The organism is Mycobacterium sp. (assembly GCF_036490025.1).
GTDB lineage: Bacteria > Actinomycetota > Actinomycetes > Mycobacteriales > Mycobacteriaceae > Mycobacterium.
The window spans coordinates 1-20312 of record NZ_DASXEP010000053.1 but is presented as its reverse complement, the minus strand read 5'-3'; the positions used below and the strand labels follow the sequence as shown (position 1 = coordinate 20312).

15 protein-coding genes are annotated in these 20312 nt (G+C 66.7%); 8 read left to right on the top strand and 7 right to left on the bottom strand.

The genetic code is table 11. The annotated features are described in order from the left end of the window. The 3 genes from VGG53_RS06020 to VGG53_RS06010 are packed head-to-tail and all read right to left on the bottom strand — an operon-like array spanning position 1 to position 3946. Positions 1-420 (bottom strand): CoA-binding protein, encoded by a 420-nt coding sequence (locus tag VGG53_RS06020; RefSeq protein ID WP_331517080.1) that lies wholly within the window; start codon positions 418-420, stop codon positions 1-3. Then, positions 420-962 carry an XRE family transcriptional regulator gene (locus tag VGG53_RS06015; RefSeq protein WP_331517079.1) on the bottom strand — a complete coding sequence of 181 codons (543 nt, stop codon included), beginning with the start codon at positions 960-962 and terminating at the stop codon, positions 420-422. Before VGG53_RS06015 ends, VGG53_RS06020 begins: the two co-directional genes overlap by 1 nt. Next, positions 959-3946 (bottom strand): MMPL family transporter, encoded by a 2988-nt coding sequence (locus VGG53_RS06010; protein ID WP_331517096.1) that lies wholly within the window; start codon positions 3944-3946, stop codon positions 959-961. Before VGG53_RS06010 ends, VGG53_RS06015 begins: the two co-directional genes overlap by 4 nt. 344 nt (positions 3947-4290) lie before the next feature. Between VGG53_RS06010 and VGG53_RS06005 the strand changes: the two genes are divergently transcribed. Beyond that, positions 4291-4788: a hemophore gene (locus tag VGG53_RS06005; protein ID WP_331517078.1), complete on the top strand. Its 498-nt coding sequence runs from the start codon at positions 4291-4293 to the stop codon at positions 4786-4788. On the opposite strand, the gene VGG53_RS06000 is transcribed toward VGG53_RS06005, so the two are convergent. Then, positions 4781-5971 (bottom strand): YbhN family protein, encoded by a 1191-nt coding sequence (locus tag VGG53_RS06000; protein WP_331517077.1) that lies wholly within the window; start codon positions 5969-5971, stop codon positions 4781-4783. The two genes, VGG53_RS06005 and VGG53_RS06000, sit on opposite strands and share 8 nt — an antisense overlap. Positions 5972-6075: 104 nt before the next feature. On the opposite strand from VGG53_RS06000, the gene VGG53_RS05995 reads away from it, so the two are divergent. Continuing rightward, a complete protein-coding gene (locus VGG53_RS05995; protein WP_331517076.1) occupies positions 6076-7221 on the top strand; it encodes an AI-2E family transporter in 1146 nt (381 codons plus the stop codon). A gap of 18 nt (positions 7222-7239) precedes the next feature. On the opposite strand, the gene VGG53_RS05990 is transcribed toward VGG53_RS05995, so the two are convergent. The 3 genes from VGG53_RS05990 to trmB are packed head-to-tail and all read right to left on the bottom strand — an operon-like array spanning position 7240 to position 11759. Continuing rightward, complete coding sequence (locus VGG53_RS05990; protein WP_331517075.1) at positions 7240-10206, bottom strand: MMPL family transporter; 2967 nt, start codon at positions 10204-10206, stop codon at positions 7240-7242. 48 nt (positions 10207-10254) lie between these two features. Continuing rightward, positions 10255-10956, bottom strand: a complete 702-nt coding sequence (locus tag VGG53_RS05985; RefSeq protein ID WP_414688895.1) for an NYN domain-containing protein — start codon at positions 10954-10956, stop codon at positions 10255-10257. Next, a complete protein-coding gene (gene trmB / locus VGG53_RS05980; RefSeq protein ID WP_331517072.1) occupies positions 10953-11759 on the bottom strand; it encodes a tRNA (guanosine(46)-N7)-methyltransferase TrmB in 807 nt (268 codons plus the stop codon). The genes VGG53_RS05985 and trmB overlap by 4 nt, the downstream gene beginning before the upstream one ends. A 201-nt stretch (positions 11760-11960) precedes the next feature. Here trmB and VGG53_RS05975 point away from each other — a divergent pair, with 201 nt between their 5' ends. The 6 genes from VGG53_RS05975 to VGG53_RS05950 all read left to right on the top strand — a co-directional run. Continuing rightward, positions 11961-12905 carry a hypothetical protein gene (locus VGG53_RS05975; RefSeq protein WP_331517095.1) on the top strand — a complete coding sequence of 315 codons (945 nt, stop codon included), beginning with the start codon at positions 11961-11963 and terminating at the stop codon, positions 12903-12905. 47 nt (positions 12906-12952) lie between these two features. After that, on the top strand, positions 12953-14482 hold the full coding sequence (locus VGG53_RS05970; RefSeq protein ID WP_331517094.1) for a hypothetical protein: 1530 nt from the start codon (positions 12953-12955) through the stop codon (positions 14480-14482). Between the two features lie 124 nt (positions 14483-14606). After that, positions 14607-16436: a phosphoenolpyruvate carboxykinase (GTP) gene (locus VGG53_RS05965; RefSeq protein WP_331517070.1), complete on the top strand. Its 1830-nt coding sequence runs from the start codon at positions 14607-14609 to the stop codon at positions 16434-16436. A gap of 134 nt (positions 16437-16570) precedes the next feature. Continuing rightward, positions 16571-17878 carry a sodium:proton exchanger gene (locus VGG53_RS05960; RefSeq protein WP_414688894.1) on the top strand — a complete coding sequence of 436 codons (1308 nt, stop codon included), beginning with the start codon at positions 16571-16573 and terminating at the stop codon, positions 17876-17878. A gap of 34 nt (positions 17879-17912) precedes the next feature. Next, on the top strand, positions 17913-19430 hold the full coding sequence (gene fadD4, locus VGG53_RS05955; protein WP_331517067.1) for a fatty-acid--CoA ligase FadD4: 1518 nt from the start codon (positions 17913-17915) through the stop codon (positions 19428-19430). A gap of 59 nt (positions 19431-19489) precedes the next feature. Continuing rightward, positions 19490-20312, top strand: an 823-nt coding sequence (locus tag VGG53_RS05950; RefSeq protein WP_331517093.1) for an enoyl-CoA hydratase/isomerase family protein, incomplete at its 3' end; no start/stop codon positions are given.

Here is a 20312-nt window from a genome sequence, read left to right as displayed (position 1 = left end):
TCAGCGCAACCGGGCGTGCTCGACCATCAGGCAGCGGTCCATGACCACCTGCAGGCCGACCGCAACAGCCTCGCGGCCGACGTCCTCGTGCCATAAACCCTCTTGCAGCCAAAGGGTTTTCGGGCGCTGCTCGAGGGCGAGTGTCTCGGCCAGAACCGATGGCAGGTCATCGAACCGGCGGAACACGTCGACCAGGTCCGGTATCACCGGTAAGTCGGACAACCGCGGATACACTTGCGCGCCACTGATTTCGGTGATCGTCGGGTTGACCGGATAGACCTGGTAGTCGCCGGTCGACAGCAGATACGAGTAGATCTCATTGCTGGGCCGGGTCGGTTTGTCCGATGCGCCGACCACCGCGATGGTGCGAGTCTCGGCCAGGATCCGCCGCAGTGTCAGATCGTCGGGCCGGCCGATCATCAGTAGCCGCGCGGCGGTCGCTGCCGAGCACGCTGGGGCGGCTGCTGTTGTGGCGGGTCGTGCGAGCGGGCTTTGGCGAAGCGGTCGGACAGCCGGCGCATCCGGATCATCAATGACGCCGACGGGCTGGTCGTGGCGTCGAGGTAAGCGCTCAGCTCGTCGACGGGCACGCCGATCCGGGACGCAAACTCGGGCAACTTCAGTCCCGATCGCTCGATCAGGACTCGCACGTGGCGGGCCACCTCGGTGCGTTCGTTGGTTTCCAGGTGTGCACGGGCCCGGTCCAATACTTCGGCAAGGGCCTTGGAGATGCCGTAGGGCCGCGAGGTCTCCAGCACCTCTTCGACCTGCCGGGCAGTGCGGCCGTACGGATCGCGTTTGATCGCGGCCGCGATCTGCTTCCAGGTCGCGATGTCGCCGCTTTCCAGCGCGGAGCGGATCGCCGAAGTCGGCCAGAACTCGACGGGACGATCCCCGTTGCGGGGGCGTGCCGGATTTCGCTGCGGCGCCGGTCCATGGCGTCGGTCCGCGGCCAACGTCACCTCGCCTCCTCCAACATCGCCACCGCTACCGAGAGGCAGCGCTGCCTGACGCCTTCCCAGTCTGCCTTCGTATCGGACTCGGGCCAAACGTCGTTATCAAGATCCGACGGATGCGGGTCGGCGAGTCGACGGACCAACTGGCTGGCGATCCATTGCCGCCGGGGTGATTGACCAGAGTAATACCTGTCCATCCCGGCCAGCACTACTGCGGCGGTCTCGGGTTCCATCGTGTCGACCAGCTCAGCGAATTCCGCGAAATCCCGGCTGCTGTTGCGGCTCATGATCAGGTAACCCTTGAGTCGCAACGTCTCGGCGCCGGTCGGGATCTGCAGCCGGTCACCGGTGGGCAGCTGGACGTGGGTGGTCTCCACCGGGCTGCGCCGCTCGAACTGCGGCTGGTCGGGTTCGGCCTCGGACTGCAGCGCATCCAGAGCAACCGAGAGCCGGCCACGCCACAGCGTGACCGGATGAACCGCGCGCGGTGCCGCGCGGCCGGCGCCGTTGCGATGCGACAAGCCGCCGACGAACTTTCGCGCGGCCGATTGGCCGCTGGTGGCACTGCTCCCCGTGGGCGACCCGATCACCGCCAACTGACGGGTGGCGGCGCTGGCCACATAGTCACCGCCCTTGACCCGTGCGGCGGCCTCTTTACTGCGTCCGCATCCGATGAAGGCCAGCGGGTCGGCCACGGTTATCGCGTCGGGCACCAGATTCTTCAGCCGGGCTGCGGACTTCAGCACGATCCGCAGGTCGGCGCTGTGCACCGGCGGTGCCGAGATGTCATCGGGGATCATCACGATGTCGCCGAGATCGACTGAAGGCAAAGGCTTTTCGAAGTCGACCGACGGCAGGATGCGCTCCAGCCAGGCCGGCAGCCACCAGTTCCATTCGGCGAACACCGCCATCAGGGCGGGCACCATCACCAGTCGCACCACCGTGGCGTCCACCGCGATCGCCACCGCGCACGCCACCCCGATTTCGGCCACCAGCGGCATCCCGGCGAACGCGAAGCCGATGAATACCGCGATCATGATCAGCGCGGCGCTGGTGATGGTGCGCGCGCTGGTGCTGACCCCGTAGGCCACCGCGTCGTGAGTGTTGCCCGACTGCAGGAACCGTTCCCGGATGCGGGTCAGCAGGAAGATCTCGTAGTCCATCGACAAGCCGAACGTCATCGCCAGCACCAGCGGCGGAACCGTGCTGTCGATCGAGGTGATCGGCGCGAACCCGAGCTTTTCCAGCCAGCCCCACTGGAACACCATCACCAGGCTGCCGTAGGCGGCGGCCACCGACAGCACCGTCATCAGCACGCCCTTGAACGCCAAGAACACCGACTGGATCGAGATCAGCAGCATCACAAAGGCGATCAGCGCCACGAAGATCAAAACCAGCCATTGAGTCCTGGACACCTGATCGTCGAAGTCTTTGATCAGCGCGGTCGGTCCACCGACGTCGACCTGCGCCGAGCCGGTGGCGGCTTCGGGCAGGTGCCCTCGCATCCAGGCGATGGTGTTGCGGGCGCCGAGGTCCTCGGGGTCCACCGACAGCGCCGCGGACAGCATCGCGGTGCTGTTGTTGTCGGCGAACACCGGCGGGGCCACCGAGACGATGTTGGGGGCCTGCCCGATCCGCTGACGGATTGCGGCAAGAGTCTGGGAGTGGGTGGCCGACGACGCGTCGCCGTCGGGGAAGGTCACCACCACCTGTACCGGGCCGAGCGCGCCGGGGCCCAGCGCCTCGGACGCCGCCGACACCCCGGCGCGGATCTCATGCGATGAGTTGAATTGGCGAAGCAGGCTGTTGCCCAACACCATCGACAGCGCCGGTACCGCCATGACGAGCAGGACGGCCGACGCCGCGATCGCCGACACCCACGGTCGGCGCATCACCCCACCGATCCAGTGGGTCCAGAACCGCGACTGGGTGGTTTCGGGCCGCCGCGACCAATGCAGCGCCGACGACCTCTTGGCGGCCGACCGGCCGAACGTCGCCAGCACCGCCGGCGTCATCGTCGTCGCCGTCAGCATCGCCACCGCGACGGCGAGAATCGCGCCGGTGGCCATGGACGCCAGCGCCGGGGTGTCGATCAGGTAGATGCCGGTCAGCGACGCCACAACGGTCATCCCCGACAGCGCGACGGCCAGGCCGGACGTCGCCATCGCCGCGTCGACCGCCTCCTGCGGTTGGCGTCCGGCGCGCAGTTCCTCGCGGAACCGCATCAAGATGAACAGCGAATAGTCGACCGCCAGCGCGATGCCGAACATCGACACCGTCGAGGTGACGAACACCGACATCGTCGTGTAGGCCGACAGCAGATAGACCAGTCCCATCGTGATCGCGACGGTGCAGATGCCCAGCCCCAACGGGATCGCAGCGGCGGCAAGCGAGCCGAATACCGCCAGCAACACGATCAGGATGATCGGAAGGTTCCACTGCTCGGCTTTGGCGATGTCGTGTTTGGTGTTGGCCGCCGCAGCCGTGCTCAGCGCCCCCTGGCCGATGACGTACAGCCGGACCCGGCCGTTGTCCATCTGGCCGGGCCGGTCGCCCTGGACGCCGATCTTCAGCCGCAGCTTCTTGGCAGCGTCGCTGGCGCTGCTGTTGTTGGCGGAGTCCAGCCGCAACGACACCACGTACGGCCGGTCGGGCTGCGGCGACGGCTGCGCCGGGTTGGCGACCACCGCCACATCGGGGAACTGCTTGGCGACCTGCTGCAGGAAACCGGCGGCGGCATTCATGTCTTCGTAGCTGGCATCCGCGCGCGGGGCTGCGACCAGCGCCAACGGCGACGTGCCCTGGTCGGGATAGTGCGCCTCCAGCTCGTCGTGGACGCGCAGCGACTGAGAGCCGGGCACCTCGAAGCCGCCACCGGTGAGATGACCCGACTGGGTCAGGGTCAGGTAGATCGCGGGTATCAGCGCGAGCAACCAGCCCGTGAAGACCAGCCAGCGAAACCTGCGCAGGTTGCTGCTCAAGCGCATCATGAAGTGCTGGATTTCGGTCTCCCCGCATTCGATTGTTACGCGACGACCCGCTGCGCCCGGCTTGGCCCTGGAGTGGCGACCCACTGCGCCCGGCTGCGCCGCGCTTGCGATCGCCACGCCCGCGCTTGCGATCGCCGCGAACGTCGCGTGCTGGCGAGCCTACCCCAGCAATCTATGTGCCGACGCCGCTTACGGGTCGCTGAGCTGCAACGACTCGGCCACGATGTCTAGTTCTGCACAGGTGCGACCAGATTCGGAGTCGGCTGAATTGGCGACCGCCAGGAAACGGATGGCAGGATGGCGAGCGAGGCGAACCTGTCCTCGCGAGCCACAAGGAGCTATGTATGACTTCGCTGACCGGGAGTACCGCGACGCTGCGCCGTCGGCTGCTCGGCGTACTGACCGCGACCGGGCTGGGCGGCGCCACGGCGGTGGCGCTGCTGTCCGCGCCCTCGGCGGTCGGTGCGGCGGATCCGTGTGCTGCCAGTGAAATAGCGAGGACGATCAGCAACGTCGCCAGGTCCGCCGGCGACTATCTCGACGGGCATCCGGAGACCAACCAGGCGATGACCAGCGTCTTGCAGCAGCCGGCCGGTCCGCAATCGGTCAACTCGCTGGAGAGCTACTTCGACGCCAACCCCAGGGCGGCCAGCGACATGCAGACCATCGCGTCGCCTCTTGCCGGGCTGTCGAGCAGGTGCAAGATGCCGATTAGCCTGCCCCAGGTGCTTGGCTTCATGCAGTCAGCACAGGGCTCCATGCCGGGCGGATTGCCCGGTGGCCTGCCGGGCGGCGCCGCGGCGATGCCGGGGCTAAACGCGGGGCTCAGCGCCGTCAAGTAGTTCGTTCGCGCGGCGGTGCGCCGTCATCGTCGACGGTTGCCGGATCGGGCGGCGGCAACGGGCCTTGCATCGCGTCGTCTGGTCGCACGATGGCCTCGTGACACTGCGCTGCCTCTGATGGCTCTGATTCGATGGCATCGGGGTCGAGCACGTTATCGGCGCGGAACATGAAGAAGAAGACCACCCAGCCGACCGCCGCGAGCAGCAGCCAACTGATCAGCCGGTAGATCAGCATCGTCGAGATGGCGCTGGGCAGCGACATGCCGCTGGATACCAAACCGGGCACCAGTACCGCCTCCACCACCAGCAGCCCGCCAGGCATCAACGGAATCGTGCCGACCGCGCGAGCCGCCGCGCAGGCGACAGTCAGCCCGCCCACCGAGGCGTGTGCACCGGCCGCGTACGCGGCGAAACCCAGGCACGCGACATCGGCGAATCGGTTGATCAGTGACCAACTGAAGGCAGCCGCCAAGGCGCGGCGGCTCAGGCTGACCGATTCCAGTTGGCACAGCATCTCGCGCCACTTGGCCAGCCCGACATCGGCCGGCCTGCCGCGTAATGAGTTGAACCGCGCCAAAACCCGGCAACCGATGCCCTCGATCAGCTCTGGCCGCGACGCCACCGCCTGGGCCAGCAGCAGCAACGCGACGAAGCCGCCCAAGGTGAACAGCAACGAGAACGGGTTGTTTTTCGCACCGAGGAAGAACGCACCGCCCAGCCCGAGCAGCGCCAGCCCCACTGCCTGCAGCACGCCTGACATCACCAGCTGCCACGACGCCACCAACGTCGATGCGCCCCAAATCCGTTGCTGCCGAAGCAGAAACGTCGCAGCGAGCACCGGACCGCCGGGCAGCGTGGTGCTCAGCGCGTTGGCCGCGTAGTAAGCGGCTTCGGATCGAAACTCTTTGACGCGCACCCCGGCCGACGCCAGCAGCGTCCGCTGCAGCTCAGCGAAACTGTGCATCAACAGGACGGCCGCCAAGGCGGAGGCCAGCAGCCACCACCACTTCGCCGTGTAGAGGCTCCGGGCTGCCTTGGCCAGCTGATCCCAGCCCAGTGCCACCTCCACGGCCAGCACGGTCGCGACGACGGCCAGGGCGACCCAACGTAGCCACCAGTATTTGCCACGGGCACGCTCGTCGAGCTGTCCGTTGACGTTCCTGGCCGCTGCGCTATGCGACACGGGTTCAGCGTAGCTGCGCAGGTCACTCCCGGATCGCTGCGCGGGGCGGGTGTCGGTAACGTTTTGCCGGAGTGCCTCGCGCGCCGACGGTTAGGCTTGGCCGCATGCCGTCGAAGGCCACCTCCGATCACGCCGAGTCGGTAGAACCGATCGTCCGCAAGACCGCGGCGTGGGCCTGGCGGTTGTTGGTGATTCTGGCCGCGTTGGTGGCGTTGTTATGGGTCATCAAGCGGCTGGAAGTCATCGTCGTCCCGCTGCTGCTTGCGTTGATGGTGAGCGCACTGCTGGTTCCCATCGTCGACTGGCTGGACCGGCGAGGAGCGCCCCGCGGTGGCGCGGTCGCGTTGGTCTTGCTGGCCGGCTTCGCGATTCTGGGCGGCATCCTGGCCTTCGTCATCAGTCAATTCGTGATTGGTGTGCCGGATTTGGTCAACGAGGTCACCCGCAGCATCGACTCCACCAAAAGGTGGTTGATCGAGGGGCCGCTGCATCTGAGCCGTCAACAGATCGACAACGCCGGCAACGCGGCGATCCAGGCGCTGCAGAACAATCAGGCGAAGCTGACCAGCGGCGCCCTGTCGACCGCGGCCACCATCACCGAAATCCTCACTGCGGCACTGCTGATGATGTTCACGCTGATCTTTTTTCTCTACGGCGGTCGCAACATCTGGCAGTACGTCACCAAGATCTTTCCCACCGACAGCCGTGATCGGGTACGCGCCGCGGGCGCAGCGGGCTACCACTCGCTGATCGGCTACATCCGGGCCACCTTCTTGGTGGCGCTGGTCGATGCGGCGGGGGTGGGCACCGGGTTGGCGATCATGAGCGTGCCGCTGGCGCTGCCGCTGGCCTCACTGGTATTCCTGGGTGCGTTCATCCCGCTGGTCGGTGCCGTCCTCAGCGGTTTTCTCGCGGTGGTGGTCGCGCTGCTTGCCAAGGGCTTCGTTTACGCGCTGATCACCCTTGGCGTGCTGGTTGCGGTGAACCAGCTCGAAGCCCATATCCTGCAGCCGCTGGTGATGGGGCGGGCCGTGTCGATCCATCCGCTGGCGGTGGTTGTGGCGATTTCGACCGGCGGCGTGCTTGCCGGCATCGTCGGTGCGCTGCTGTCCGTCCCGACGGTCGCATTCTTCAACAACGCGTTCCAGGTGTTGCTGGCCAAGGATCCGGAGGCTGCGGCCGAGGACACCGACGACGAAACATCCATCATCCAAGCCGATGCCGACGCCGTAAAGTCCAAAAGCGAATAGCGGGAAGCGAGTTCGCGGTTAGATTCGGCCTTCGCGACGCAGCAGATCCGCGGCGCTGAGGCCACCGCCACGGCGCGGACGAGGCCCGTCGGCCTTCTCGCCGCGAGCGTTGATCTTCTCGGTAGCGGCGTCGGTGGCGGTGTCGGCGTCCTCCCGCGGCCCGGTCGGGATCGCCGTGGTGGCGTCGTCGGATTCAGCGGACGGCTGCCCCGGCGAGTGGTCCCGCGGAACCTGCATCGCCCGGGTCTGGTCGGCCGACGGTTGCGATGGCGGCGCGGGAACCGGGCCGCGGGGGTCTGCGGGACGGTCACCGGGCTGGGCCCCGCGCAGTTCGCTGAGCCAGGACTCGATTTCGCGATCCTGTCCACGCGGCGGATGCGGGGGAGCGGCGGGTGCCGCTGGACGTCCCGACGGGGACGACGGGTTCGGCTGAGCCGAGAAGCGAGTCGTCGCTGCCTCTTTCGGCTCGGCGCGCCCCGGGGCCGGCATCCTGGTCGTGCCGGCGGCCGAAGGTGCGTCCGCAGCCGGCGGCCGAAAGTCCGGCCGTGCGGTGCCCCCAGCCGGTCTGCTTGGTCGCGGCGGGGCCTCGGCACCGGGATGGGTGGGGTCGTGCGGCGGACGGGGTATCGGTGCGACGGGTGGGCGTGTGGTGGTCGCCGGCCGACCGGACCGAGCCCGTGGAGAGGGCAACTTGCGCTCGTCGGGCAGGTGAATCTCGCCGAGGCCCAAGCGGTTCTGCAGACGTTTCATCCACATCGGTGCCCACCAGCAGTCGTCGCCGAGCAGCTTCATCACCGAGGGCACCAGGAACATCCGGACGACGGTGGCATCCAGCAGCAGCGCCGCCATCAGGCCGAATGCCAGGTATTTCATCATCACCAGATCGGAGAACACGAACGACCCGGCCACCATCGCCAGGACCAGCGCAGCGGCGGTGATCAGGCGTCCGGTTGTCGCCGTACCGATCCGGATGGCCTCTGCCGTCGACATGCCGCGCGCTCTGGCTTCCACCATGCGCGACACCAGGAAGACCTCGTAGTCGGTGGCCAGGCCGAAGCCGACCGCGATGACCAACGCGATCAGCACCACCATCAGTGGTGTCGGCGTGAAATTCAGCAGCTTGGAGAAATGGCCGTCGACGAAGATCCAGGTCAGGATGCCCAGCGTGGAGCCCAGCGTCAGCGCGCTCATCACGGCGGCCTTGATCGGCAGCACCACCGAGCCGAATGCCAGGAACATCAACAGCATCGTGGTGGTCAACAGCACCACCAACATCAGCGGCGCCTTGTCGAACAGGCTGTGGATGCTGTCCTGCTCAAGTGCCGGGACGCCACCGACCAACACGGTTAGCCCTCGCGGCGGCGTGATCGATCGCAGCTCGGCGAGTTTCTTGGCCGCGTCGCCGGCGTTCGAGAGACCGTTCTGGATCACCCGAACCGAGTCGTCTTTGGGATGGCTGCTGTTGTGACCCGAGACGCACGGGTTGCCCTCGATCGTCGGGCAGGCCCGCTCCTGCCAGGTGGTGTCGGTGAATCCACTGATCGAGGCGGCAGCGTTACGGATCTCGGCGATCTGCTGGTCGGTGATCTTGCTGTGGTTGTCGCTCTTGATCACCAGCGTCAGTTGGTTGGTGCGATAGCCGGGGAAGAGTTTGTCGAAGTTCTCCTGCGACAGGCGTACCGAGTTGTCCGGCGGCAGATACTTCTCGCTCATGCCGCCGAACGAGAGGTTGTGCAGCGGGATGACCAGCGCGATCATCCCGATGACGATGGGAATGGCGAAGACAAGCGGTCGTTTCATGACGACGTTGACCAGCTTGCCCCAGAAGCCAGCCTCGACTTCTTCGCGGGTCTTCGTCTTCTGCAACCGGTCCGCCAGCCAGTTCAGGTAGACGCGCGACGGCGTCCAGTTGGCCAGGACGGGGATGCGGAACAGGGTGCGAACGCCCCACGCGTCGACATTGCGACCCAGCACTGCCAGGCAGGCCGGCAGCAGCGTGATCGACAGCACCGCGGCCAGCGTCACCGAGATAATCACCGCGTACGTCAGCGACTTCACGAAGCCCTGCGGCAACAAAAAGAGGCTTGCCGCAGACACCGCGATCAGGACCGCGGAGAAAACCACCGTGCGACCGGCCGTCATCACCGTGCGGCGCACCGCGGCCTCGGTGTCGTAGCCTTCGGCGATCTCCTCACGGAAACGGCTGACCACGAACAACCCGTAGTCGATGGCGATACCGAAACCCATCATGGATACGACTGGCTGGGCGAAGAAACTCAGGGGTCCGAACATCGTGATGAATCGCAGGATGCCCAGCGACCCGGCGATGCTCAAGCCACCGACCATGACTGGCAGGGACGCCGCGATCACGCCGCCGAACACCAGGAAGAGCACTACCGCCACCAGCGGCAGCGCCAACACTTCCATGCGTTTCTGGTCGGTGGCGATGGTGCCGGTCAGCGCGTTGGCGATCGGCTCCAGGCCGGCGAGTTGGACGTTGCCGCCGTTGAGCTTCTGCAGATCCGGCTCGATGTCCTTGTAGTTGGTGAGGATGGTGTCGTCGTCGTCGCCCTTGAGCGGGATGCTGACGAATGTGCGCTTGCCGTCCTCATTTGCCATTCCCTTGATGACGGGATCGGTACTGGTCGGGGCGGCCAGCCAGCCGGCCCAGCCGACGACCTGGGCGGGGTGGTCCTTTTTGAAGGCGTTGAGCTCGTCGACCATCTTCTTCTGCCATGCCGTGTCGTTGAGCGACTTCGGCGCGGTGAAGATCGCCACGATGTGGCTGGTTCGGTCACGTCCGTAGGTGTTGTCGCCGAGCACCGAAGCCTTGACTGACTGGCTGCCGTCGTCGTAGAACCCGCTCTGCGTCACGTGCTTACCGAGACTTATCCCGAAGATGCCGCCGAGCAGGCTCAGCGCCACCGTGACGCCGATCACGATGAACCGGTAGCGATATACAGTTCGACCCCACCAGGCGAACACGTAATCTCCTTACTGGATCTGCAACGACCCGCGCATTGGTTTCAGTTGTCACACACGCGAGGTCAGCAACGAGGACAGCGGCCGGAACGGTTGCAGCCACGCCCCCTTGTCAGGCAGCGAATCTAGGCCGATTCGCGGCAGGGGCTCCCGGAAAACACCCGCGATGTCCTCCAGGTCGACGAACTCCAAGGTATCCGACGCTAGCGCCCAACTTGCATGTTCGCGAAATCCCAGCACCTGGACGGGTACCCCGTTGCGGGAGATTTCCTCCAGGGGTATTCGGAATGCCTGACCGTCGGCGGACGCCACCATCAGCGCCGCCAAACCCGTCCGCGAGCGCCGCGCGATGTGCTCGAGCATGTCGCTGTCGACGTCGCTGTCTTCGTCGAGCTTCGGCTTGGCGAAGACCGCGAACCCGACATTGCGCAGCGCATCGACCCACGGGCGCACCACATCGGCGCTGCCGGCGGCGATGTTGGTGAATACGGTGGCCTCGGGTTCGGCTGTGATATCTGCGACGTTCCGTCGCTGTGCTGCCACCTCGGCGGTGCGGGCCAGCAACCAACGACCGAGCGCGTCGAAGCGGGGTCGTTCCAGCGCGGTGGGCCTGCGGCCCAGGATGGAACCCAGCCCCATGTCGAGGTTCGGCGCGTCCCACACCAGCAGCACGCGTCGCGGCGTCTGCCCGGCTTCGGGCGGGGGTTCGCCGGGCACCCCCACTGCGGCGCTCGTCGTTTCGGTCAGGCTCATCGGAGGTTTCTCTCGGAGCGTCGCTGCCACACCAATTCGGTGACGGCGCTGCCGGCGTCGTGTGCCTTGCTCTCGTATTTCGTGGCCGGGCGCACGACGGAGATCGCGGGTTCGGCGCGGGCATCCAGCCTGGACAGCCTGGGTTCGGCGTCGCCGACCTCGGCGATCTGCTCGGCGTAGCCGAGGTGGTCGGTGGCGGCATGCAGCACTCCGCCTGGGCGCAGCCGATCGGCGATCATGGCCACCGTGTCCGGCTGCAGCAGCCGGCGTTTGTGGTGACGGGCCTTGGGCCACGGATCGGGGAAGAACACCCGCACTCCGCTCAGCGAGCCGGGCGCGATCAGTTGGTCCAGCACGTCGACGGCATCACCGCGGATCAACCGGATGTTGGTGACGTTTTCCCGGTCGATGGCGCAGAGCAGCTGGGCCAGCCCGCGCCGGTAGACCTCGACGGCGATCACGTCGACGTCCGGCTCGGATTGCGCCATCGCCACGGTGGAAGTTCCTGTGCCACAGCCAATTTCGAGAACCAGCGGAGCATCACGGCCGAACCAGGCGTGGGTGTCCAGCGGTTCGGACGCAGCTTCGGGTTCGTGCCGCGAGGTGGCGACGTAGCCGAGCTCGGGCCACAGCCTCTCCCAGGTCCGTTGCTGGCCGGACGACAACGCAGAACGCCGCGTGCGGAAACTGGTGGTCCGGCGGTAGCCGACGACCCCATCTTCCGCGGGCAGGGCGGGAGAAGGCGTCGGCGGTGTGGCCGCGTCCACCCAGGGCTGCGCGCGCATCCGTTCATCGTTACCCATGAATCCATCATGGCGCCGCCCGCGGTGCAGATTGATACCCAACAGTTGCCTTTGACTGGTAGTAGGTGACTCGCTTCGGGACGGTGCAAATGTCACCATTCGACCGATAAACGGGTGTGTTACGCCGCGATCGGCAGCTACTCGGCCACAATGAGGGGTTAGCAGCACCTGCTTGGCGACCTGAGCGGATAGGGGCATTCGATTTTCGTCGAAGAGCTGAAGCGGTTCGCGGACGCGGTCTCCGACCCGCGCTGCGTCGCGATCAGCGAGCGGCTCGCCACCCCGTTACGGGTGGCCGTCACGGGACGCCGCGGCGTCGGCCGCAGCACGGTCGCGCACGCGCTGGCGTGTTCCGGGCTTGCGGTGACGGCCCCAGCGGATGCCGACGTGAACGTCCACGTGCTGGCCGACGCGGTCAAACCCGAGGATCGCGCCGCCATCGATGCGTGCGGCCGGCCGGTGCTGGCGGTGTTGAACAAGGCCGACCTGATCGCGACCACCGCGCCGGGGCGTCACCCTGACGGCCCGACCTCGGCGGCCAGAGCCCGGTGCGCGCAGCTGTCGGCCCGTGCCGGAGATCCCATCGAGCCGTTGGTCGGTCTCCTCGCCGTGGCAGCGCTGGACGACGCATCGTGGCGGGGGCTGCGTGCCCTTGCCGGCGGGCACTACGTCGACGCCGCTGCCCGCGGCCAGTTGATGGACACCCTCGACGCGTTCGGTATCCGCCAGGCGACCGCCGCGATCCGGCGCGGAGCTACCCGCTGCGACGTCGATGCACTGCTGCGCGGCTTGAGCGGCATCGACGCCGTCGTCGACAAGATCGGCAGACTGGGCGCGCGATCCCGCTATCAGCGAATGCTGGATGCCATCGCCGAGTTGGAGACGATGGCGGTCACCGACCGGCGGATCAGCGAGTTCCTGGCGCACGACGACGCAGTGGTCGCCCGGATGATGGCCGCGGTGGATGTCGTCGAGGCCGACGGCACGACCGTCGATCGGGGTGACACGGCCGCCGCGCATCTGGGGCGCGCGGTGCATTGGCAGCGCTACCGGCGTGGACCGGTCACCGGTCCGCACCGCGGGTGCAGCGCGGACATCGTCAGGGGCTCATTGCGGCTCTGGTCGAACGTCGGAGGATCGGTGTGACCGGCAAGAAAGGCAATACCGACGACGCCATTGCCGAAGTGGACGCAATGGTGGCGGCGATCGGCCCGCAGCTCGGTTCGCCGGGCATCGAGCGCCGAGATGCCGTGCTGGTGACCGGACCATGGCTGGCCGGGGTCACCGGCGTGGTCGCTGCGCTCAGCGAGCGGCTGCCCAAGCAGAACTTCATCGAGTCGACGGACCTGCAGGCCGGCGAGGCGCCGACCGCGGTGGTGTTCGTCGTCTCGGCCGCTGCCGCGTTGACCGAATCCGACTGCGCACTGCTCGACGCGGCGACCGCCGAGACCGACGCGGTGATCGGTGTGGTCTCCAAAATCGACGTGTACCGGAACTGGGAAGAGGTGCTGACCGGCAACCGAGACACGTTGGCGTCGCACGCGCCGCGCTACCGCGACGTGCAGTGGGTCGGGGTCGCCGCTGCGCCCGAGGAGGGCGAGCCCCGCATCGACGACCTCGTCGCCGCGCTAACCGAGCAACTTGCCCAGGCGGACCTTCCGCGGCGAAACAGGTTGCGCGCGTGGAAATCCCGATTACAGACCATCGCCGATCGATACGATCGCGACGCCGACGGCGCGGGCCGGCGGGCGCGGGTCGCGGCGTTACGGGACGAACGCAGCGCCATCCTGCGGCAGCGACGGCTGTCCAAATCCGAACGGACCATCGCGTTGCGAAGCCAGACCCAGCAGGCCCGGGTTCAGCTGTCGTATTTCGCCCGCAATCGATGCGCCTCGGTGCGCTCCGAATTGCAGGAAGACGCCGCGGGCCTGACCAAGGCGAAACTGCCGGAGTTCGAGTCCTACGCCGGTGTTCGCCTCGACGAGGTGGTTACCGAGGTGGACAGCGGCACGACCACGCATTTGGCCGATGTCGCGCAGGGCCTGGGCCTGGCGGTCGATACGCCGGCGTCGGCCTCGCTCCCGACGATCGACCTGCCGGCCCCACAGCTGAAGTCGCGGAAGCAGGAGACCCGGCTGATGATGCTGGTGGGCGCGGGTTTCGGATTAGGAGTGGCGCTGACGCTGAGCCGGTTGCTGGCTGACCTGACGCCCGGGCTGACGGTGGCCGGGGCAGTTGCCTGCGTGGCGATCGGGCTCGCGCTCACGGTGTGGGTGGTCCATACCCGCGGGCTGCTGCGCGACCGTGCGCTGCTCGACCGGTGGGCCGGTGAGGCGACCGCGCTGCTGCAGTCCGCGGTCGAGCAGCTGGTGACGACGCGGGTGCTGGCCGCGGAGTCATCGCTCACCGCGGCCCTGAGCGAGCAGGACGAGGTCGAGAGCACCCGGGTTGCCCAGCAGGTGGGTGTTATCGACACCGAGTTGCGCGAGCACTCCGTCGTCGGGGCGCGGGCCGCGGCGCTGCGTGGTCGGGAGATGCCGGCCCTGCTGGCCGCTCTCGAGGCGGTGCGAACAGAGCTCGGCGAGCCGGCGGTGTCCGAGGACGACGCCGACACCCCGTCCGACGCCGCGGGCGAGCGGTCCGAGACATCGGCGCCCTCGGATGCCGATGGTGAGGAAATTGACGAAAGTTCGCCGGCAAATACCGCCGATAACGTGTTCTGAATCGTTCCTGTGAGTTAGCCGATACACTCCCCGCCCTTTATGGGTATACAGCTCGCGATAACCTGTGTTGAGGCCGCCGCAAACTAGCCGCGCAACACGCACAAAGCGACTGCAGGAGATTTTGATGACTTCAGCGACCGTTCCCGGTCTGGATACCGCCCCGACGAACCACCAGGGTCTGCTGTCCTGGGTGGAGGAGATCGCCGAGCTGACCCAGCCGGACCGCGTCGTCTTCGCGGACGGCTCCGACGAGGAGTGGCACCGGCTCGCCGACCAATTGGTCGAGGCCGGCACCTTCACCAAGCTCAACGAGAAGAAGCACAAGAACTCCTACTTGGCGCTGTCGGATCCGTCCGACGTGGCGCGGGTCGAGTCACGGACCTACATCTGCTCGGAGCGCGAGGTCGACGCCGGCCCGACCAACAACTGGATGGACCCGGCCGAGATGCGGTCCACCCTGACCGAGCTGTACCGCGGCTGCATGCGGGGACGCACCATGTGGGTCGTCCCGTTCTGCATGGGCCCGCTCGGCGACGACGACCCCAAGCTCGGCGTGGAGATCACCGACTCCGAATACGTCGTTGCCTCGATGAAGGTGATGACCCGAATGGGCAAGGGCGCATTGGAAAAGCTCGGCGATGACGGCTTTTTCGTGAAGGCACTGCATTCGGTCGGTGCTCCGCTGGAGCCGGGGCAAAAAGACGTGCCGTGGCCGTGCAATGACACGAAATACATCACCCACTTCCCGGAGACCCGCGAAATCTGGAGCTACGGGTCCGGCTATGGCGGTAATGCGTTGCTGGGCAAGAAGTGCTATTCACTGCGGATCGCCTCGGCGATGGCCCACGACGAGGGCTGGCTCGCCGAGCACATGCTGATCCTCAAGCTGATCTCGCCGGAGAACAAGGCGTACTACTTCGCCGCGGCGTTCCCGTCGGCCTGCGGCAAGACGAACCTCGCGATGCTGCAGCCGACCATCCCCGGCTGGCGCGCCGAGACGCTCGGCGACGACATCGCCTGGATGCGGTTCGGCAGGGACGGCCGACTGTACGCAGTCAACCCGGAGTTCGGATTCTTCGGGGTCGCGCCCGGCACCAACTGGAAGTCCAACCCGAACGCGATGCGCACCATCGACGGCGGCAACACCGTCTTCACCAACGTCGCACTCACCGATGACGGCGACGTGTGGTGGGAAGGCCTGGAGGGCGAGCCGGATCACCTGATCGACTGGAAGGGCAACGACTGGATTGCCCACGAGACGGAAACCAAGGCCGCGCATCCGAACTCGCGGTACTGCACCCCGATGTCGCAGTGTCCGATCCTGGCGCCGGAGTGGGACGACCCGCAGGGCGTGCCGATCTCGGGCATCCTGTTCGGTGCCCGCCGCAAGACGACGGTGCCCCTGGTCACCGAGGCGCGCGACTGGCAGCACGGCGTGTTCATGGGAGCCACCATGGGCAGCGAGCAGACCGCAGCGGCCGAGGGCAAGGTCGGCACCGTGCGCCGCGACCCGATGGCTATGCTGCCGTTCCTCGGCTACAACGTCGGCGACTACTTCCAGCACTGGCTGGACCTCGGCAAGAACTCCGATGAGTCCAAGCTGCCGAAGGTGTTCTTCGTCAACTGGTTCCGGCGTGGCGAGGGCGGCAAGTTCCTCTGGCCGGGCTTCGGTGAGAACAGCCGGGTGCTGAAGTGGATCGTCGACCGCATCGAGCATCAGGCCGGCGGCCAGGACACCCCGATCGGCGTCGTCCCCGCTGCTGACGATCTCGACTTGACGGATCTCGACGTCGATGCCGCGGATGTGGCCCGCGCGCTGGTGGTCAACGCCGCCGAGTGGCGCGAGGAACTGCCGCTGATCGAAGAGTGGTTCGAGTTCGTCGGTGACAAGCTGCCCACCGGTGTCAGGGACGAGTTCGAGGCGCTCAAGCAGCGTCTGGCCGAGTCCGACTAACCGCGCCGACCGCCGTGTCAGGGTAGCCACATCCGAAAGAACGGCGAGCCGAAATCTCGGATGTGACCCTGCTGAGCAGCAAATTTGATCTGGGTGCCGCGTCTATTCGGTAGCTAGGCTATGTTGCTGGATGGATGTTCGCCAGGTACCTTGGCGACGTGACAACCACGGCGTGCGCTGTAACGGAGTCGGGCGCCCGGTCGCGGACATTGTTCCGCTCACTCGCAATCGTCAGCGCCGTTATTTGCCCCGCGTTGGCGCTACGCATCCTGGGTATCGCGCCGAGTCCGGTGCTGGGCCTGATCGTGTACGGCGCCGCGGTGGTGGGCGCCAGCTTTGTGCTGGCGTGGGCGGCGGAGGCCGCCCAAATCGACGTGTCGGGCAGCCTGGCCGTCGCCGTGCTGGCCGTGATCGCCGTACTCCCCGAATACGCCGTGGACCTGTACTACGCCTACACCGCGGGCCACCTGCCGGCGTACACGCAGTACGCGGCGGCCAACATGACCGGGTCGAATCGGCTGCTGATGGGTATTGGGTGGCCGGTCGTCGTGCTGGTCAGCGTGCTGGTGGCGCGCCGGGCCACCGGCCGCAAAGTCGGCGGACTGGATCTCGACGCCAGCAACCGGGTGGAGATCGGTTTCCTGATGATCGCCGGCGTGGTCGCCTTCGCCATCCCGGTAACGGGCCGCATCCACATCGGCTTCGGAATGGCACTCCTGGGCTGGTTCGGCTTCTACCTGTACAAGCTCAGCCGCGGTGAAGTCGAGGAGCCCGAGTTGGTCGGAACCGCCGCGGCGTTGGGCGAACTTCCCGACCGGGTGCGTCGGATCGCGGTATCGGCACTGTTTGTCTTGGCGGCTTCGGTGATCGTGACGTGCGCAAAACCGTTCGCTGACAACCTGATCGCGGCCGGCACACAGTTGGGCATCGATCGCTTCCTGCTGGTGCAGTGGCTGGCTCCGCTGGCCTCGGAGGCACCGGAATTCATCATCGCGACCATCTTCGCCGCCCGGGGCAAGGGCGGCATTGCGATCTCGACGCTGATCTCCGCGAAGGTGAATCAGTGGACCTTGCTCATCGGGTCGCTGCCGGTGGCGTACATGCTCGGCGGAGGAACCACGTCGATGCAGTTGGACGGCCGCCAAATCGAAGAGATGGTGCTCACTGCCGCGCAGACGTTGATGGGTGTCACGCTGTTGCTCGGCCTGCGGTTCCAGCGCTGGGCAGCCTGGCTGCTACTCGGACTGTTCGTCGTGCAGTTCCCGCTGACCTCAACCGAAGGGCGTTTCGCGCTCAGCGCTCTCTACGCGGCGGTGGCCGTCGTGGCGGTCGTGCGCAACCGCCACCAGGTGCTGCCGACGCTGTCGGCTCCGTTCGCCGGTCAGGCCAAGCGTCACGGCGGCCCCCCGCATCAGCTGCCCGAACAGGTCCAGACACCCTGACAGCTGTCAAGTTTTGCGGCGGTACAGTCTGCCCATGCAGATTCGCGAGCATCTTGGCGCCGACAAACCCGCCATCATCCTCTACCCGTCCGGCACGGTGATCACGTTCGACGAACTGGAAGCCCGGGCCAATCGGCTGGCACACTTCTTCCGGCGGGCCGGTCTGGTTGAAGGCGACGCGGTCGCGATTCTGATGGAGAACAACGAGCACATCCACGCGGTGATGTGGGCGGCTCGGCGTGCCGGTCTGTACTACGTCCCGATCAACACCCACCTGACCGCGCCGGAGGCGGCCTACATCATCGACAACAGCGCCGCCAAGGCGATCATCGGCTCGGCCGCGCTGCGCAAGACCTGCGAGAACCTCGCCGAACATTTGCCGGGCGGCCTGCCGGACCTGTTGATGATTGCCGATGACGACCTCGACGGCTGGCAGCGCTACCCGGAATGCGTTGCAGGTCAACTGGATACGCCGATCGACGACGAACGTGAAGGCGATCTGCTGCAGTACTCTTCGGGCACCACCGGCCGCCCCAAGGGGATCAAACGCGAACTGCCGCACGTTTCGCCCGCCGAGGCACCCGGCATGATGTCGGCGCTGGTCGGATTCTGGATGCACCCCGATGCGGTCTATCTGAGCCCGGCGCCGCTGTACCACACCGCACCTTCGGTGTGGTCGATGACCGTGCAGGCCGGCGGCATCACGACGGTCGTCCTGGAGAAGTTCGAGCCCGAAGGCTGCCTGGACGCCATCCAACGCCACCGGGTCACCCACGGGCAGTTCGTGCCGGCCATGTTCACCCGGATGCTGAAACTCCCCGAGGCGGCGCGTAATTCGTACGACGTATCCAGCCTGCAGCGGGTGATGCATGCGGCGGCGCCGTGCCCGGTGGAGATCAAGAAACAGATGATCGACTGGTGGGGGCCGATTGTCGACGAGTACTACGCCTCCTCGGAGGCCATCGGGTCGACGTTGATCAGCGCCGAGGAGTGGCTGGCCCATCCTGGCTCGGTGGGTAAGCCGATGATGTGCCAGATCCATATCCTCGACGAGGACGGCAAGGAGTTGCCGCCCGGTCAGGCCGGCGAAATCTATTTCGAGGGAGGCTTTTCCTTCGAATACCTCAACGACTCGGAAAAGACCGCGGCGTCCCGCGACAGGCACGGCTGGACAACGGTCGGCGACGTCGGCTATGTCGACGAAGACGGCTATCTGTTCCTCACCGACCGGCGCCACCACATGATCATCTCCGGCGGCGTGAACATCTATCCGCAGGAAGCCGAGAACCTGCTCGTCACCCATCCGAAAGTGCTCGACGCGGCGGTGTTCGGCATCCCCGACGACGAGATGGGCCAGAGCGTCAAGGCTGCGGTGCAGACCGTCGACCCGGCCGGCGGCACCGAGGAGTTCGCCGACGAGCTGCTTGTCTGGCTGCGAGATCGCTTGGCGCACTACAAGTGCCCGCGGTCGATCTCGTTCGAAGCACAGCTGCCGCGTACCGATACCGGCAAGCTGTTCAAGCACGAGCTGGTCAAGAAGTATTCGGTTTGACGCTGCGCGTCGTCGATGTCTCGGAGCCTGCCTCCGATGTCGACACACGCAACGTTCCGCTGGTCGCCGTTGGATCGCTCACCGGTGCGTCCGAATTCTGGCTGCAGCACGCGACATTCACTCTTACCGAGGAGGAGGCCGCCGACCGCCGGGTGATCACCGTCGCATCGATCGACTCGGCGCTGGCGGAGCTGACGGCGCGGGTCGAGCGCTGGCCGATCGCGGCTGCGGCCTGTGACGACGTCCTGCGCTCGGTGGACCCGGCCGGGCCCGCACTGCCTGGTGTGGTGACCGAGTCGCTGGCCTACTCCACGCTGCAGGCCGGCCCGGAGTTCGCCCGGTGGCTCGCCGAACGCGGACCCGCGGTAATGCCCGAGATCGCGGATCCGGTGCAAGCCCGCCGCGACGGCGACACCCTGCGCATCGCCTTCAACCGTCCACAACGCCACAACGCGTTCTCCACCGATGCCCGCGCCGCGCTGCTCGAGGCATTGGCTGTGGCACAACTCGATTCGTCGGTAGACGAGGTCGTGCTGACCGGTAACGGACCGTCGTTCTGCAGCGGCGGCGACCTCGCCGAGTTCGGAACGTTCACCGATCCGGCCAGCGCGCATCTGGCCCGCACCCGCTACAGCCCGGCGCTGGCCCTCGACGCGCTCACCGCCCGGCTTGGCGCCGCGTGCCGCGCCCAAGTACACGGCCAGGTATTGGGCAGCGGGTTGGAGATGGCCGCGTTCTGCGGTCGGATCGAGGCTGCGCCTGATTCGGTGTTCGGATTGCCCGAACTCGCCCTCGGATTGCTTCCCGGCGCCGGTGGCACCGTCAGCGTGACCCGACGGATAGGTCGTTGGCGCACAGCCTATTTGGTGCTCAGCGGCCAGG

Bases quoted from the DNA above. Each gene is read 5' to 3' on its own strand.
- VGG53_RS05985 (WP_414688895.1), bottom strand. From the start codon at position 10,956: ATGAGCCTGACCGAAACGACGAGCGCCGCAGTGGGGGTGCCCGGCGAA.
- VGG53_RS05965 (WP_331517070.1), top strand. From the start codon at position 14,607: ATGACTTCAGCGACCGTTCCCGGTCTGGATACCGCCCCGACGAACCAC.
- VGG53_RS06010 (WP_331517096.1), bottom strand. From the start codon at position 3,946: ATGATGCGCTTGAGCAGCAACCTGCGCAGGTTTCGCTGGCTGGTCTTC.
- VGG53_RS05970 (WP_331517094.1), top strand. From the start codon at position 12,953: ATGGTGGCGGCGATCGGCCCGCAGCTCGGTTCGCCGGGCATCGAGCGC.
- fadD4 (WP_331517067.1), top strand. From the start codon at position 17,913: ATGCAGATTCGCGAGCATCTTGGCGCCGACAAACCCGCCATCATCCTC.
- VGG53_RS06020 (WP_331517080.1), bottom strand. From the start codon at position 420: ATGATCGGCCGGCCCGACGATCTGACACTGCGGCGGATCCTGGCCGAG.
- VGG53_RS05995 (WP_331517076.1), top strand. From the start codon at position 6,076: ATGCCGTCGAAGGCCACCTCCGATCACGCCGAGTCGGTAGAACCGATC.
- VGG53_RS06005 (WP_331517078.1), top strand. From the start codon at position 4,291: ATGACTTCGCTGACCGGGAGTACCGCGACGCTGCGCCGTCGGCTGCTC.
- VGG53_RS05960 (WP_414688894.1), top strand. From the start codon at position 16,571: ATGTTCGCCAGGTACCTTGGCGACGTGACAACCACGGCGTGCGCTGTA.
- trmB (WP_331517072.1), bottom strand. From the start codon at position 11,759: ATGGGTAACGATGAACGGATGCGCGCGCAGCCCTGGGTGGACGCGGCC.